The sequence below is a fragment of the Proteiniborus ethanoligenes genome (assembly GCF_900107485.1).
Classification (GTDB): Bacteria; Bacillota; Clostridia; order Tissierellales; family Proteiniboraceae; genus Proteiniborus; species Proteiniborus ethanoligenes.
On sequence record NZ_FNQE01000005.1, the window covers coordinates 57388 to 74818 of the forward strand.

A 17431-nucleotide genomic window follows, 5' to 3' on the forward strand; every position below is an offset into this window, starting at 1 on the left:
CTTTAAACACGGTTAGTTGTTAGTTGTTAGTTGAAAGTTGAACAATTGTTAAACTATTGTACCGCTACTATTATAAAAATTCTTATTTAGCATTTTTTCTATAAATGGATTAAAATATTTTTTATCTTTTCCAACTACACCTTCTAGTCCTTTGCCACCATTTCTAGCTCTTTTAATGGATGCGAATTTACCTTTTTCTATGGTGGAAAATAGTCCTTCTTTTTCAATTTCCAAAAGTAGCTCCTCTGCATTCTTAAGGACTTCCTGTGCTCTTGTTTGGATAATACCTCCTTCTTTGAAGCTTACCTCTTCTCCTATATCCTTTGCGTTATTAAATATATATTTTGCATTTTCTATGGAAAGTGCTCTGTCGTGCATATGTGGAGTGTGGATTGCTTCTGTTAGCATACCTAGTAGCTGTATGCCTTGATTTGTCCATATTGATACCAGATTAAACATTGCATTTTGTAAATGTCCTTTAAATATATTTCCTGTCATGAATTTTGTTGGTGGCATATATTTAAGTGGTGCTTTTGGGAATATTTCTCTAGCCATCTGTGCTTGTGCTAGCTCATAAAGGAAGCCGTTCTCGATATCTGGTGCCATTTCAAATGCGTGGCCTAATCCCATTTGCTCTTCCCGTATTCCTGCTTTTTTTGCAAATTGTTCGTTCATAAACTGAGATGCTAATACTGTATGTGCTTCCTCTACTGCATCCGCTGTAGTTAGGTAGTTATCCTCTCCTGTGTTAATAATGACTCCTGCAAAGCCGTTTATTATTCTGGAAAAGTACTGATCTACTAAGGTTCTTTGCATGTTTATATCTCTAAACAGTATGCCATATAATGCATCATTTAACATTACATCTAATCTTTCAAGTGCTCCTATAGCTGCTATTTCTGGCATACATAGGCCTGAGCAGTAGTTACATAATCTTATGTATCTACCTACCTCTTCTCCTACCTCGTCAAGGGCCTTTCTCATTATTTTGAAGTTTTCTTGAGTAGCATATGTTCCTCCGAAGCCCTCTGTAGTTGCCCCATAAGGTACATAATCAAGTAAGCTCTGTGCTGTAGTTCTAATGACTGCTATTATGTCTGCTCCTTGCCTAACTGCAGCTTGTGCTTGGACTACGTCTTCATATATGTTGCCTGTAGCTACTATTACATAGATATATGGCTGTGGTCCTTCGCCTAGAGTTTTTATATAATTCTCTCTTGTCTTTCTATTTTCTTTTATTTTGTTTACTGTGATTTGAGCTATTTCATCTATTTTTTCTCTTATTCTATTTTCTTCCCCTATTGGAAGCTTTGTAAGGTTTAGCTCTCCTCTGGATACTTTTTCCCCTATGGTTTGTGGGTCTTCTCCTGTTTGTAACATTGCATTTCCTAGCCAGTATGCTACTCCTAGAGATAAGCCTCCGCCTTCTTTTATATTTTCTACTATTATGTTTGGAAGTGGTCTTTCTATTTCATCTACGCCGTCTATGCCTAGTAGTCTGGCTATGGTACGTTCTACAGATACTGTAGTATGTCTATCTATGAACTCTTGGACATCTTCTGCAATGCTTGCTGCTGCGTTTCTGGCGTTTTCTATTATTTGTGGATTTAAATTAAGCTTGCTATTCATTTTTTGCCTCCTTTGCTTATAACGATGGTGGAACGATGGTGGAACGATAGTGGAACGGTAGTTTAACGATAGTGTAACGGTAGTTTAACGATAGTGTAACGGTAGTTTAACGATTGTTTAACGATTGTTTAACGATTGTTTAACGATTGTGTAACGGTAGTTTAACGATTGTTTAACGATTGTTTAACGATAGTTTAACTACTGTTCAACTACTGTTCAACTACTGTTCAACTACTGTTCAACTACTGCTCAACTACTGTTCAACTACTGTTCAACTACTGTTCAACTACTGCTCAACTACTGTTCAACTACTGTTCCAAAAAGTATTCTCTCCGCATCTTCTATTATACCCTGATCTAGTCCCATGAGTTTGGCTATGTTTATGGCGTCTCTGGGAACTTTAGTTTCTTGGGTTACCTTTGCTAGTCTATAGTCCATGTATCCGCTTATTAGCTCCATGCTAGTTCCTTTTGATTGTAGATTAGCTTTTAGCTCTTCATAGTCTATATTTGAAAGCCCTATTACTTGGTAATGCTGTATACCCTCTGAGGCTGCTATATTGTCATAGTGAGTAGTTATTAGTGTTATGCTCTTTTTGTTTTTTAGGTAATTTACTATAGCCTTTGATATGGCATAGCCTTCTTCTGGATTTGTTCCTCGTGCTAATTCATCTATTAATATAAGTCCTCTTTTATCTGCCTTTTCTATTCCTTCTTTTATACTATTTATTTCTGAACCAAAGGTGCTTAAGCCTTTATCTGTAGACTGCATATCTCCTATAGAGCCATATATAAATCCATGAAGTCCAATTTCCATACTGTCACAAGGTACAAGGAGTCCATATTGGGCCATGGCACATAATAGACCTATTAGCTTTAGAGATACTGTCTTCCCACCCATATTTGCTCCTGTAATACATGAAACACCTTCATGAAGCTTTATGCTAATGGGTGTAAATACCATTTCTTTAGACCTTAGAATATCTTCTACCTCTATATGTCTTCCATTTATTATGTTTACTATATGATTTACCTGTATTGTAGGTCTTATGCTATTTGTATCTATTGCCATATAAGCCTTTGACAGGCTTAAGTCTAGTTTTCCTATAGCCTTTATGTTTTTATTTATATCCTCCTGATGGCTTCCTATTCCTCTTGATAGTTCTTTTCTAATATTTTCTTCTTCTTTTTCTTCTTTTTCTTTTATGATTGAAAGTGCATTTTCCCATTCACACATATCTAATGTATATTTTAATGAATATTTAATGTCCATATAGGTTTCTGAGTTATAAATAAGATAAGGGCTGTTGTTAGCTTTATTCAGCATTTCTTTGTTAGATTTTGAAATTGTAATTGTGTTATCTGGTCTTATTTTTATATTTAAATCTTTTTCTATTTTTTCTTTTAGATTTTTCGTTTCTAGTTTTAGTTTGTTGTCTATTTCTTTTTTGCTTTCCCTAATAGCTTTTAGTTCTTGAGAATAATCATCATATATATAAAATGCTCTAACCTTAGTGTTTTGTGGGTCTAATAGTTTTTCTAGCTCTGGTATTTTATAAGGCTTTATGGTGCTATGAAGCTGTTTTTCTATGATTTTAAGCTCTTCTGTAAGCTCCACTAATGTTAATATAAATCCTTTTACTTCATATAGCTCTACATTACTTAATATATATCCATCTGTAGCTCTAGATATTGAATTCCTTATATCTTTAATATTGCTTAATATACTTTTTATGTTTTTAAAGAAATACCTATTTTCATTTATTAGCTTTACAAGAACCTCTATTTGGTCTAATTCCTCTATTAATAATTCCTCTTCTCCTATTTTAAAGGGCTTCATATTATCCTTAAGGTCTTTACCATATGGAGTTATTGTCCTTAGCTTTCCTATTACATAGTCTAAGCCTATGCTTTCTGATGTATTTATATCTATGAACTTATTCAAGCTATCCACCTCCGTACATCAGGTCTAATACAGGTATGTCTTTTATATATTCTCTCATTCTAGATAGGAATATATCCTGTTGAAAATAGTAGCCTTCTGGAGAATATGGGTTTAAGGTTAGTAGGATTGTATTAATGCTTTCTAGAGCTTTTATGTTTATACCTTTTTTCTTAAATATTTGCCAATCTCTAGGCTCTATGAATATTTTTGTCCCATCCTTAACAATAAATGTGACCTGTTTGTACTTCTCTGTGGTCTTTATTATGTCCTCCACTGTTTTTTTTACTAATGAGCCTGGAAAGACTATATATTTCATATTGTCATCTATACTTTGCCCTATGGTAGCTCCACTGTTTAAGGCTGTTTTAATATCTAGAATTATTGTATTATATTCATTATCTATGAGAGCTACTGCATTTTGCTCTATAAGCTCTTCTGCAATAGCTTTTACTTTATTGTCTTTAACTTCTGGTAAGCTAAATAATTCTACTGTATGGAGTGTTTCTTCCATTACCTTGTTTATATCTCTGCTTAATACTGCACCTGTAGCCAATACCACTCCTTCAGATACAGAGGGAGAGGCTGATGCTAATCTATTTATTGCCCCGTCTATTAGCACTAGCTGTGCTCCTAATTCAAGCATTATATCTGCAACTTTTTTTATTCCTCTATTAGTCTGTGGTCCTGCTATTTGAAGATATCCCCTGTCTTTTACTTTTCCTATGACTATTTTTCCTAAAGGAGTATCTATATCTGTAACCTGTAGAATCTCTATTTTTGCATCGCCTAGCTCTAGGGTTTCTGAGGCTGTTGCTATAAAAGTACCTTCTTCTACATAAATTGGTGGCTTGTCTGTGTTTGTAACTATATCTTGGCTTTCTCCGTCTCTACCTGTTGAAGTAAGACCTAGGATAATTGAGTTTTCTATAGCCTCCTGGATTATGCTATTTAAGGCTACAGTTTTTCCTGAGTTTTTTGCCATGCCTACTATTGATATTATTTTGTATTGTGGGTATATTAGTTCAATTAAAGACATGTTTTTCTCCTTTCGTCATTCTGTGTCACTTGTGGATTATTTTCTATCCTTTACTGCCCTATCTCTACGTTCTAGCTGTATTGGTTCTAGGGATATCTCATTTCCTTGAAGCAGTCCCGCTACTCCTGTTATCCTATGCTCTCTTTCTCCTGTGCATACTGGACAGCTGCAATGGTCTGTGTAGCTTTCTGGCTCTGTATATGTGGTGATAACTCCTTCAAAGTTTCTTAGAACTACTTTATTTGGAGACATAGATATTACATAATTAGGCATTACAGGCGTTTTTCCTCCTCCCCCTGGTGCATCTACTACGAAGGTAGGTACTGCATAGCCTGATATATGTCCCCTTAAGCCTTCTATTATTTCTATTCCCTTTGATACAGGAGTTCTAAAATGTTCTATTCCCATAGAAAGGTCACATTGATATATATAATAGGGTCTTACTCTTATTTTAACTAGGTTAAGGACTAGCTCCCTCATTATGTGAACGCAGTCATTGACTCCTCTTAATAGTACTGATTGATTGCCTAGTGGTATACCTGCATCTGCTAATTTTCCTATGGCTTTTTTTGATTCCTCTGTTATTTCCTTTGAATGGTTGAAGTGAGTGTTGAGCCATATTGGATGATATTTTTTAAGCATATTTACTAAATCATCTGTTATTCTCTGAGGCAATACTACAGGAGTTCTTGTGCCTATTCTTATAATCTCTACATGTGGTATTTCTCTTAATTTTTTTATTATGGTTTCTAATCTTTCATCTGATACTAATAGAGCATCTCCTCCAGAAAGTAATACATCTCTTACCTCTGGTGTGTTTTTAATATATTCTATAGATGCTTCTATTCTATCCATACCCATAGCTGAGTCATGCTGACCTGCAAATCTTCTTCTAGTACAATGCCTACAGTACATGGAGCATTGATCTGTAATTAGCATAAGGACTCGGTCTGGATATCTGTGAGTAAGTCCTGGCACTGGTGAATCCGCGTCTTCATGTAATGGGTCTTCCATGTCTGCAGAGCCTAGGTGGGTTTCCATGATTGTAGGTATGGCTTGCTTTCTAACGGGACAATCAGGGTCGTTATCATCCATCAATGAGGCATAGTAGGGTGTTATTCCCATTCTAAACTTCTTTAGGGTTTCTTCTATATTCTTTTCTTCTTTTCCTTCAAGGTTAATTATCTGTTTTAATCCTTCTACTGTTGTTATTCTATTTCTAACCTGCCATTTCCAATCATCCCATTCTTCTTGGGTAACATTTTTCCACAGTTCTATATCTTTATAGGATCTCACTTGATAACCTCCTTTATTTATTGAACAGTAGTTAAACAGTGGTTGAGCAGTAGTTGAACAGTAGTTGAGCAGTAGTTGAACAGTAGTTAAACAATCGTTAAACAATCGTTAAACAATCGTTAAACAATCGTTAAACAATCGTTAAACTACCGTTAAACAATCGTTAAACTACCGTTAAACAATCGTTAAACTACCGTTAAACAATCGTTAAACTACCGTTAAACAATCGTTAAACTATCGTTACACTATTGTTAAACTATCGTTACACTATCGTTAAACTATTGTTAAACTATCGTTCCCCTACCGTTCCTTAACCGTACAGTTCTTCGTAAATCTTTCTTAGAGTTTCGCTTTCTCTCATTATCTGTAGTGCTATTTCTGCATGACCTTTTGTATAGCCATTTCCTACTATCATGGTTACGTCCTTGCCTACGCCTTCTGCTCCAAGGGCTGCTTTTGTAAAGCTGGTTGCCATGCTAAAGAAGTAAATAAGTCCTTCATTTTTTGTTGATAATATACTTGTCATTTCTGTATTTGGTATGTTGACACAGTTTATAGTTACATCTGCCATTCTTCCGTTTGTGAGCTCTTTAACTTTGTCGTGTAATGCTAGGGCATCTGTTGCATCTACTTTAATATATTCATCTGCTAAATTAGCTCCTTTAGCTCTGGCTACGCTTTTATCTGTACTCCCTACACATATAACTTTTCCTGTTACTCCAACTCTTTTCTTTGCTTCGTACAAGCAAAGCATACCTGATTTTCCTGTTCCTCCTATGACCACTACATAGTCTCCAGGCTTTACTAGCTTTGCAGCCTGTGCTGGTGCTCCTGCAACGTCAAGAACTGATAATGCTAGGTTTTCTGGTAAATCCTTTGGTAATACTGCATATATTCCACTTTGAAATAATATTGCTTTTCCTTTTATATCTACTTGGTCTATATCTTTTCTGGTTTCTAGGAATTCATCTATCCTGAGTGGTGTAAGTGATAGTGAAACTAGTGTGGCTATTTTATCTCCTACTTTTAAATCTGTCTTTCCTTCTAGTGCAGGTCCTATTTTTTCAACTGTACCTATGAGCATACCCCCTGAGCCTGTTACAGGGTTCTGGTGCTTTCCTCTTGTGGCTACGATGTTTTTCATGATTTCTTTGATTTTTTCTATATCGCCTTGGGCTTCTTCTTTTATTTGTGTAAAGCTTGCTGAATCAATATTAAGCGTTTGTACGTCTATAAGTATTTCATTGTCGTAAATCTCCATGTCATTGTCAATTTTAAGTGCTGGCTGAGGTAATACTCCCTTTGGCTCAATAACTCTGTGTGTTCCGTATGGACATCCTTTTTTCATTAATAATTCCTCCCTTAATAGATTGTTAAATAATTGATGAATTTAGTTATGAAAACGTTTGTTTTAAGAAAAATACATAAATGCCTTACTCTATATAGTCCATAGATATTATTATGCAATACTTATGCCATTTAATGCAAATAATTGCTCTATATTCCTAATGTCTATTTTAGGCTATTTGAACATAAAAAAACTGAAGCACGAGATTAAATAAACAATATTCTTGTCTCATACTTCAGTTTGTGTGCCGATTTTTGGGCATAATTTTAGTTGTTAGTTGTTAGCTAAGAACTAACAACTAAGAGCTAAGAACTAAATACTAAAAAGTTTGTATTTCTTAATCTTATACTGTAGTGTTTGCCTAGGAATGTCTAGCTCCTCTGCTGTTTTTGTTATATTCCAATCTGTGGATAGAAGTGCTTTATGAATAAGTGTTTTTTCAGTTTGCTCTATAGTTTCCTTTAGGGATTTTCCCATATAAGAATCATCCCCTTGATAATTCCCTTGTTCAGCTTGATTCCCGAAAAGAACTGTGCCTATTGTATGTTGAAGCTTTATAGTATCTGTGTCGTATAAGGTCATTATGCCTTCTATTAAATGCTCTAGCTCTCTAACGTTTCCAGGCCAAGAGAAATTTATCAACAGATTCATAACTTCAGAATCTATTTTATTCACATTTTTCCCTAGAATTCTATTGTACTTGTTGACAAAATGGTTTGCCAATATGGGGATATCATCAGGTCTATCTTTTAATTCTGGAATGTTTATAGAAACTACATTTAATCTATAATAGAGATCTCTTCTAAGAAGATTTTCTTTTATAGCCTTTTCTGGCGGTATATTTGTAGCAGCTATTATTCTCACATCTACTAAGGTTGTCTTCACCTGTCCTACTCTTCTTATGGAACCATCTTGTATGACCCTTAAAAGCTTCGCTTGAAGGTCTAGAGGCATTGAGTTTATCTCATCTAATAGTAGGGTTCCTCCATCTGCTACTTCAAATAGTCCAGGTCTGTCCTCTGCTCCTGTAAAGCCTCCTCTTGCTGTGCCAAAAAGAATACCTTCTAATAGATTACTTGGCAGAGCAGCACAATTTTGTGCTATGAAGGGCTTGCTCCTTCTTGGGCTAGCATTGTGTATAGATTGGACAAATAGCTCCTTTCCCGTTCCTGTTTCTCCATATATGAGAACTGGGGAAGATGTGCCTGCAGCCTTTAAGGCAAGAGACTTTATCCTAAGCATTTCTGTGTTTTGTCCTATAATGTCCGCAAAGGTAAAGCTAGCTGTTCCTTGGTTTTTGGGTTTCAATTTGTTCTCAGTAATATATAGCTCCTTTTGTAAATCTACTATTTTTTCAGATAGCTTTCTTACTTCTGTAATATCTCTAGATATTTCTAAGGCTCCCACTATACGTCCTTTTGATTTTAAGGGCATAGATGAATTTATGGTGGTTATTTTGTCTCCTTTGTAATTAATAAAGGTTTGCTCTACATTGTATATGGGTTGACCTGTTCTAATCACTTTCAGGAGAGTGCTTGTATCATGGGATAAGGATGGATATATTTCAAGTATGTGCCTGCCAATGGCTTTCTCTCTATCTATTTCATCTAGCTTTAGTGCAAATGTATTATAGTATATTATTTTTCCTGTATGGTCTATTATGTGTATGCCTTCTTGAATATTATCTAATATCTCTACAATGTTTTCTTTGAGAAAGGATTCTATCATTAAAATACCTCCCGCTTAATTTTAGGCTCTTAGTGCTTAAAATTGGGCTGTGGAATTAGTTCTTAGTTGTTAGATAAGAACTAGGAACTAAGAACGAACAGCTACAATTACATTATATCTATTGTGAGATGATTATTACTTTCTAAGGAGTCTAAGATATTGAGTCTATATGAAAGGTCTATACTTCCTTTTCCTGCTTCAGAAATGTTAATATCCAAATCATTTGTCATAACCTCCATGGTCATGTCACCATACATGGTCTCGTATTCGGATACATGCTTTTTCCCTTTTTCGAATATGAGTTTTGAGGTATTATTTCCAAATCTTTTCATGGATACTTTTTGTCCTTGTATTTTAAGAGTTGTAGTAGAGCCTTCCATGCCTGATATTTCTGATTCATCATATACTAAATAGTATGCTCCATTTTTATTGTAGAACTTTCCTTCTGTTATAAGCTCTATTACGCTTTCTTCTCCTTCTAAGCTTTTCTGCTTACCTTTAATCTTAAGCATTACATCCTTCATAAAATTGCCTCCTATAGGTTCTCTATATCTACCTTTTCTATACTTAATATATTCTTGTTCATTATGTTGCCACCAATTCTTCTGAACTTTTCCGGGTCATCACTTACAAAGTACTTGTATACTGGCTTCTCCATTTTATCTGATAATAAATCCTTTTGTTTCAATAGGCTTTTTATTTCCTTTGCTGTTTCAAAAGCAGGGTTCACTAATGACACCTTTTCTCCCACTACCTTTGATAGGGTATATCTTAGTATTGGATAATGAGTACAGCCCAGCACTAATGTATCTATTTCATGCTCCTTTAATTCCAAAAGGTACTTTTCTGCGGTTATCATAGCTACATCAGTATCTTCCCATCCATCCTCTACTATTTGCACAAATAGAGGACATGCCACTCCTATTACTTCTGCATTTTTATTGAGAGCTCTAATAGAGTTTTGGTAAGCATAGCTATTTATGGTTGAAGTAGTGCCTATTACACCAATTTTATTGTTTCTTGTAGTAGAATTTGTAGCCCTAGCCCCTGGTTGTATAACTCCTAGTATAGGAACTTTAAATTCCTTTAATGCTTCTTCATATGCCAATGCACTTGCTGTATTACAGGCTATAACTATTGCCTTTACATCCTTGCTAAGTAAAAATTTTATACATTGAAATGCATACTTAATTACTGTTTCTTTAGATTTTGTTCCATATGGTATCCTAGCTGTGTCACCAAAATATATTATATTCTCATGAGGAAGCTGTTCTGATATCTCTTTTAGTACTGTAAGTCCTCCTATGCCTGAATCGAATATTCCTATTGGTCTATTATCCATGATTTGCCTCCTTGATTCTATGTCTTATTTTATATTAAGTATATTATATGACATAAAAAATGAAAAGGCTAACAAAAAAATCAGAGAAGCTATTATTCTCTGATTTAAAATGTTAATGTTCCATTTTCATCTTGTATTATTTGGAGTATCTTTTCCTCTTTTCCTTCCAATGCATTTATATACACTATATAATCGCTGCCTTTATATTTGCCTTTGAATTCGTAGCATAATACTTCCTTTGACCCTCCCTTTGGAATTATAGCAAGCCTTACACTATCTATATCAAAGTCTAATCTTACTTTACCTCTGGCTTCCTCTTGTGTAATAGCAGCCTTTGGTATGTCTCTTTTGTGGTGAGCATGTAAGTATGTAGCTGCATCAAAGCCTACTATCTCACCATTATCAAGGGCTACCTTAACCTTTATTAAATCTGGATATACTGTAACATCTCCTTCTGAGTAAGCGAAGTTAAATAAAGCTGTACCATCATATCTTAGAGAGTAATTTGGTTCCATTCCCTTGTAGCCTTTTTCTTCTAAGAATTTCAGTGCTCTGTCCTGTCCTTGCTTCATGGAAAGACTTATCCTGCTTACGCTCCTTGGATTTACCATCCATACTACCTGACCTCCTTGTTTGCTTACACTAATATAAGAGCCAGCTCCGTCTCTACTATTTTCTGTTGATATGATAAATGTATGAGATGGTATAGTTGCAACCTTATCTATATGCTCTCCTTCCTCAAACAAGGTTAGCTTCCATGTCTGTTTGTCTCCAAGAAAGTTTTGGGCTATTATTTTTGCTTCTTCTACAGTAACCTTTTTCTCTCCTAAACCTTTAGGCTTCATGTTCATAACCTGGTCTGAAAATGGGCCATCATATATTAGCTCAGGATATTTTGTCATTTCTTCTTCAAGCTTTACCAAGCTAGTGTTTAACATGTTTTCATTTGCTTTTCTTAAGCCTTTTCTCTCTCCTTGCTCTACTCTGCTTAAAGTAACCTCACCCTTCATTATTTTATCATGGAGTGACGACATCTCCCTGGTTAGATAAGCAGAATAATCCTGTAGCTTAAATAATGCTTCTCTCTGTTTGCTGTCTAAATCTTTGCCCTCTAAATGCTGATCAACCAATGCATAGCTATAATCTGCTACTTGTGTTAAGTACTTTTGTGTTTTACTTATATCACTATGGCTTACTGGCATTTGAGATAATTTATCTTGGGCCATATTAGCCTGCTGCATTATTTGTGTCATTAGGAGTATGTTTTGTTCTTTTGAGTCTGATAGCAATGCCTTAGATAGTGCTACTTGAACATTTGCTATATGGGCCTTAGTATCATAGAAAAGTCTTTGATAATCATTGTTTAAAGCTGTTTTATATTCATTTTTGAGTTGATATTGATAGGTTCCCCACACGCCTACAGCTAAGAGAGCTATTGCTAATATTGCTGAGGTTATTCTATTTCTATTCAATTATAATCACCTCCCTAATTTCCAAACCAGTGCTTACCTATTTTGATAATTACTTGTCTTGACCATATCCATTTGCTTGTGGCTGTTACAGGATTCCAATAATATCTACAGCCATAGGTAGGATCCCATCCGTTGATTGAATCCCTTGCTGCTTTTATTGAATCTTTATCAGGCTCTAGGTTTATTTGTCCGTCAGCAACTGCTGTAAATGCTAACGGCTGGTATATAACCCCTGCTATTGTATTGGGAAACGAAGGATGCTTCACTCTGTTTAATATGACTGCTCCTACTGCAACCTTTCCTACATATGGCTCTCCCCTTGCCTCTCCGTGTATTGCTTTTGCTATTAAATATACATCTCCTTCTCTGCTAAGCCCTGTGCTTGCAGGTGCTTCTGCTGTAGTCAGTGAGATTCCTATTGCCTTAGCAGTAGCAGGGCCTACTACTCCATCCTCTGTTAATCCATTTGCTCTTTGAAACCTTCTTACTGCTCTGTATGTGGAAGGTCCATATATTCCATCTACGTTGTCAAAATAGTATCCCCATTGAGAAAGCTTTGATTGTACTTTCCTTACATCTTCTCCTCGAGAGCCCCAGTACAATGTTCTTGTCTGTGGCTGTAGCATTGCAGACTCTTTTGCTTGTGCTGAATACATCCTTTGGTTTACATATAGAGTACCACCTACAAATGCTACTAATATAAATATACTTAAATATAGAACTGCTTTTTTCAATTTTATCCTCCCTTCCTATGTTATGATTATTTATTTCAGTTATTTTATCTTCTGTAAAAATGCTCATATTTATACAATGTTTTTAGGACATAAAATGAAAAAGCTGACAAACATTTATTGCTTGTCAGCTACGAATATCTTAGCAAATTGTATTTTCCCTTTTTCATACAGTTCGACTAATTTTGATTTCAATAATATTGGTGCTTCTTCTTCCTTTGCATTTAATATGCTTTTAAATTCTTCCTCGGATAAAGCTTTTTTTAACTCTTCTATTGTTGTATTAGTAGTTAAGCCATTTGTTATATCTATAAAGCATAGTGGCGGAAACATGACACACCACCAGTTTTGTCCTTTCCCTTCTCCTATGACTACCTTTAGAGCCTGATACTCTCCTGCTGGCAATGTAAAATCACCATAGGATTTTGTTGGGAAATTGAAATTATCTAACCATACTGCTACTTCATATTCTTTATTGTTTGCTTTTACCTCTTTAAGTGCTATGTACTTTATATTATCTATGTTTTCAGATACTATTTTTCTAGTTGTATCTATTGAATCTGAATTTTTTAGACTATCATTCATTTGAGCAATTATCTCATCTCTTACCTTAAGCTTTAGATCTTGGTCCTCTTTAGAATCACTGTTAGCTACTACATGTAATCTTATTAGCTTATTCTTATATGTTTCACTACTTCTTTCTAAGCCTTTTGCATATACAAGTCCTATAGATAGGATTAATATTATTAGACTTATTAGTAATTTTTTGTATTTACTATTTTTAGAGTTCACAGTTTTCACTCCTTAGTTAGTTGTTAGTTCTTAGTTCTTAGTTCTTAGTTCTTAGTTGTTAGTTGTTAGTTCTTAGTTGTTAGTTGTTGAACCATTGTTAAACTATTGTTAAACTATTGTTAAACTATTGTTAAACTATTGTTAAACTATTGTTACACTACCGTTACACTATCGTTAATTATCACTATCTTCAGTATTAACAATTTTAACTCCTTTTAAACATATTTTACTTAGTCATCCCTATTCTTCTTGCTTTTACTTCTGTATTTACTTCTATTTCAACCTTTGTAAAAACTTGATCCCAATCATCTTTTATATCTTCCCATAAATCAGGTTTATATTTTTTTATATATATTCCTACTCCTAGTACATCTGTTTTAAATTCCTTTTGCAGCTTACCAACTAAGGCTAACACCTCTTTTTTTATAGCCTCTTCAGCAAGTAATTCTACTTCTTTTATAGTTTTTTCATCAAATACCTTTACCTTAGTGTCTAGCTTATATTCTAATATGGCCCCTTCTGCTTTGATATCTACTATAAACTTTATTTTATTCCCTTCTGCTTCCAGCTTATATTTAGTTTTGGAATTGCTGATTTCAAAAGGCACTGTAGTATTTTTATAATTTGCATTGATTACAGCTTTATCTATTTTGTCTAAAAAAAACATTGCCGCTATATTTTCTATTTCTCCAAGCCAGCCTACAAATCCATAGTCCTTTATAATGGCAGAGCCTGCTACCTTTACTTCCCCTTTTCCAGCCACTACTCTAGGAGCTAATGCATTGCCACTAGAATATAGTTCTATCAATATATCATTAAGATTTTGTGTATTGTATCTAGATGAGCCTTGTTTCTTTTTCAATATTCCATCTATTAGATAGCCCGTTAAAGGTTCAAAAGGGTCTTCTATAGCCATTACCTCCTTTGCTGTTCCCTTAGCTATAAGAACATTAAGCTTTTTACTTAGTAGCTCATGCCTATCTAAGTCATCAAATATCTCTTTCATATATTCTGGATTTTTAGCAACATCTTCTCCTATAATAAAGGTTTTAAGATGTCTAAAGGATAAATTTCTATTAGTTCTTGTAGCAAGCTCTTTTGTTGTTTCATAAGCATTGTTGCTTATACTAGCCGTTAAAATCCTTGGTTTATCACTTGTTGGATTTTTGCCTAGAGCCTTAAGATTAGGGGCACTATATATTATTACAAATCTGTCCTGCTGAGTTAAATAATTTTCCTCTGGGTGAACTTCTGGCTGGTCTTCTTTATCCCCTGTGTATATATCTATTCCTATAGCAGAAACGAAAAGTCTTTCATCTATCTCTATAAGATCCCAGCATCCTGTTAGGAGCAATAATAGGAAGAATATAAGTATTATTTTATATGTTTTTTTCATCTTGAATTTTTCCACCCTTCTTTTTAATTTTAGCTAAGGTAAAGAAAAAAACAGGTGTTAAAATGGAAGTAAAGCCTCCAAAAATATATAAAAACATATCAACCTTCGTGTATACCTGTACTATGTTTTGAGGAATTAAGGATAGAACATAAATTATTGGTATTATAGGCAATGTGAATTGCTTATGCTCCTTTGCCCCTAATATTTTACTAATTAGTAATGCGGCAAAATATAAATAGCTCATTAGAGTAGTAAATGCTATAAGCACCCATATGGCTAAAATAACACCATCTATATTTTCAATAAATGCACTTGGAAATTCAACAGTCTTTGATAAGGATAGTAGTGGCCAAACTTGAATCCTAAGCCCCTCTTCGCCAAATCTTGCAATAGATACAATAAAATAACCTAAGTACATTCCTATTATTGCAATAATAGACAACAGATTGTATTTAAGACTAGCTTTAGTTTTGATGGTGTATCCCATAAATACTAGAAGACATTCAAAGCCTGAAAAGGAGAAAAAAACATACGGAATTGACTTTAAAATTTTACTAGCATCTAGTCTAAACATGGGCATTAAATTTGAATAATCTAAATCAGGAAGCAACACTAGGGATATAATAAATATTGGAATCATAAAAAAAGGAAGGATTATAAGGGTAAACCTAGCCATAGCTTCTATACCACACCTGATAATATATGATGTGGTTAGTAGCATGGTTATAATGACAAAATGTATTGGTGTTGAATGTAATAGCAATGTCTTTATTACCTCACCGAATATTCTTACAACAAAGGATGATATGCTTATGCTGTATATTATAAAAATAGCTGTAGCTATATATGTAAATGGTACTCCTATAAGCTCTTGGCTAATTTCAAATATAGTTTTTCCCTCATACATCTCCATTAGCTTTATAATAATATAGACTAATGCCATAACAATTAGACCACTTGCTATAACACTAGCCCAGCCCAATGTTCCTGCTTTCTCTGCTAATATGTTTGGTAAAGAAAGAATTCCTACTCCTATAATGGTATTAATCATAAGTACGGAAGTCTGAATATTAGTTATTTTATTGTTTTTTCCTATCATACTTTATCCTCTCCATTGTCATTACCTTACTTAGGCGGGAACCTGTCTTCATCTATAAGATTAGTTATTTTGGGTCTCTTTCTCATTTTAATCAATGGAACTTTAATTATAGTATCCTTAATATCACTTTTCACCTTCCCAAGTGTTGAATAAGGCGTCATGAAAGGAACTCCAAAGCTTGTAAGATTAACTAAATGAGTCCCTACAAGTATAAATCCTAGCATCACTCCATAAAGTCCTAAAGTTGATGCCAAAACCATAACTCCAAATCTTAATATTCTAAAAGCTGATGCTAGTTCATAATTTGGGATGATAAAAGAAGAAATTGCAGTTACAGCAACTATTATCACCATAAGGGGGCTTACTACATTGGCTTCGACTGCAGCCTGGCCTATAACAAGACCTCCCACTATACTTATGGTCGTACCTATGGGACCTGACATCCTTGTGCCAGCCTCTCTTAAAAGCTCTAGGGTAATCTCCATTATAAAAGCTTCTATAAATGCTGGGAAAGGAACATTAGATCTTGTTGCTGCAACATAAAGAGCAAGCCGTGTAGGTAGTAAGCCAGGATGGTAAGATGTAAGAGCTATATACAGTGCAGGAGCAAATAAAGATATTAAGACAGCCAGGTATCGTACTATTCTTGCTAAAGAGCTTAATAGCCATCTTTGGTAATAATCCTCTGATGATTGTAAAAATGTGGCTAATGTGCCTGGTACCATTAATGCAAAGGGAGTATTGTCAACTACTATGGCTACCTTTCCTTGATAGAGTGCATTTGCAACTACATCTGGCCTTTCTGTACTATCTATTTGTGGAAAAGGGGTGTAATGATTATCCTCTATAAGCTGCTCTATGTATGCGCTTTCAAGTATTGCGTCTATTTTTATGTTTTTAAGCCTTCTATTTACCTCCTCTACTAAATCAGGATTTGCTATATCCTCTATATACATAATTGCCACATCTGTTTTAGAACGTTCTCCTATTTGCATGTTTTTTACCTTTAATTTGGCATCTCTTATTCTTTTTCTTATAAGCCCTGTATTAAATTTAAAGGTCTCTACAAATCCATCTCTAGGTCCTCTCACTAAAGTCTCTGATTCAGATTGGCTTACACCCCGTGATGGAGCACCTCTTGAGCCTATAATGATTATTTTCTTGTATCTATCTATTAGTAATGCTGTATCACCTGCTAATACACTATCTACAGCCTCCTCTAATGTATTAACTTCTTTTAACTCACCAGCAGAAATATTACCTTCTTTTACTAGCTGATACAGGCCATCCCTTACGAGTTCAGGTTCCTTGTCCCTTGCTGCTAGCATAAGGGGCTTTAGCACACTTTCGTTTATTACATCCTTATCTACTAATGCATCTATGAATACTACTGCCAGCTGATTTTTCTGCTCAACTCCTACTTTAAATAATCTATAGCTTACATCGTCGCAGTCTTTAAGTATTTTTTTTAATATATTTATATTATTCTCAAGGTTTTCTAAGGGTAGTTCCCTATCTGTTTTTTCCTCTGTTTTTTCTTCTTTTTTTTCATCCTTGTTGCTATTTGTTTGATTCTCATCTTCTCTTTTTTTTCCGAAAAATTTAAATCTCATCTATT

Annotated in this window: 14 protein-coding genes; all 14 read right to left on the reverse strand. The window is 34.5% G+C overall.

All coding sequences use genetic code 11. The features are described from left to right. Positions 1-48 precede the first annotated feature (48 nt). The 14 genes from kamD to BLV37_RS03380 all read right to left on the reverse strand — a co-directional run bounded on the left by kamD (position 49) and on the right by BLV37_RS03380 (position 17426). Positions 49-1629, reverse strand: coding sequence for a lysine 5,6-aminomutase subunit alpha (gene kamD / locus BLV37_RS03315; protein ID WP_091727245.1), 1581 nt, complete (start codon positions 1627-1629; stop codon positions 49-51). A 297-nt stretch (positions 1630-1926) separates the two neighbouring features. Continuing rightward, positions 1927-3573 (reverse strand): lysine 5,6-aminomutase reactivase ATPase KamC, encoded by a 1647-nt coding sequence (gene kamC, locus BLV37_RS03320; protein ID WP_091727249.1) that lies wholly within the window; start codon positions 3571-3573, stop codon positions 1927-1929. A 1-nt stretch (position 3574) separates the two neighbouring features. Next, positions 3575-4609 carry a lysine 5,6-aminomutase reactivase subunit KamB gene (kamB, locus tag BLV37_RS03325; RefSeq protein WP_091727252.1) on the reverse strand — a complete coding sequence of 345 codons (1035 nt, stop codon included), beginning with the start codon at positions 4607-4609 and terminating at the stop codon, positions 3575-3577. Between the two features lie 36 nt (positions 4610-4645). Next, positions 4646-5905, reverse strand: coding sequence for a lysine 2,3-aminomutase (gene kamA / locus BLV37_RS03330; protein WP_091727254.1), 1260 nt, complete (start codon positions 5903-5905; stop codon positions 4646-4648). Between the two features lie 310 nt (positions 5906-6215). Further along, the gene (kdd, locus tag BLV37_RS03335; protein WP_091727257.1) at positions 6216-7253 is read right to left on the reverse strand and encodes an L-erythro-3,5-diaminohexanoate dehydrogenase; all 1038 of its coding nucleotides are present in this window, start codon (positions 7251-7253) and stop codon (positions 6216-6218) included. Between the two features lie 312 nt (positions 7254-7565). Beyond that, a complete protein-coding gene (locus BLV37_RS03340) occupies positions 7566-8981 on the reverse strand; it encodes a sigma-54 interaction domain-containing protein (protein ID WP_091727260.1) in 1416 nt (471 codons plus the stop codon). Between the two features lie 107 nt (positions 8982-9088). Beyond that, positions 9089-9505 carry a YwiB family protein gene (locus tag BLV37_RS03345; RefSeq protein WP_091727263.1) on the reverse strand — a complete coding sequence of 139 codons (417 nt, stop codon included), beginning with the start codon at positions 9503-9505 and terminating at the stop codon, positions 9089-9091. A gap of 11 nt (positions 9506-9516) precedes the next feature. After that, positions 9517-10323 carry a glutamate racemase gene (gene murI / locus BLV37_RS03350; RefSeq protein ID WP_091727265.1) on the reverse strand — a complete coding sequence of 269 codons (807 nt, stop codon included), beginning with the start codon at positions 10321-10323 and terminating at the stop codon, positions 9517-9519. A gap of 104 nt (positions 10324-10427) precedes the next feature. After that, the gene (ypeB, locus tag BLV37_RS03355) at positions 10428-11795 is read right to left on the reverse strand and encodes a germination protein YpeB (RefSeq protein ID WP_091727268.1); all 1368 of its coding nucleotides are present in this window, start codon (positions 11793-11795) and stop codon (positions 10428-10430) included. A gap of 14 nt (positions 11796-11809) precedes the next feature. Further along, entirely contained in the window at positions 11810-12529 is a 720-nt protein-coding gene (sleB, locus tag BLV37_RS03360) for a spore cortex-lytic enzyme (RefSeq protein ID WP_280140104.1), read from the reverse strand. Between the two features lie 114 nt (positions 12530-12643). Next, positions 12644-13318 carry a stage II sporulation protein R gene (gene spoIIR / locus BLV37_RS03365; RefSeq protein WP_091727270.1) on the reverse strand — a complete coding sequence of 225 codons (675 nt, stop codon included), beginning with the start codon at positions 13316-13318 and terminating at the stop codon, positions 12644-12646. A 226-nt stretch (positions 13319-13544) separates the two neighbouring features. Further along, positions 13545-14714 carry a Ger(x)C family spore germination protein gene (locus BLV37_RS03370; protein ID WP_091727273.1) on the reverse strand — a complete coding sequence of 390 codons (1170 nt, stop codon included), beginning with the start codon at positions 14712-14714 and terminating at the stop codon, positions 13545-13547. Further along, positions 14698-15813 carry a GerAB/ArcD/ProY family transporter gene (locus BLV37_RS03375; protein ID WP_091727276.1) on the reverse strand — a complete coding sequence of 372 codons (1116 nt, stop codon included), beginning with the start codon at positions 15811-15813 and terminating at the stop codon, positions 14698-14700. The genes BLV37_RS03370 and BLV37_RS03375 overlap by 17 nt, the downstream gene beginning before the upstream one ends. Before the next feature lie 26 nt (positions 15814-15839). Further along, positions 15840-17426 (reverse strand): spore germination protein, encoded by a 1587-nt coding sequence (locus tag BLV37_RS03380; RefSeq protein ID WP_091727279.1) that lies wholly within the window; start codon positions 17424-17426, stop codon positions 15840-15842. Positions 17427-17431: the final 5 nt, after the last annotated feature.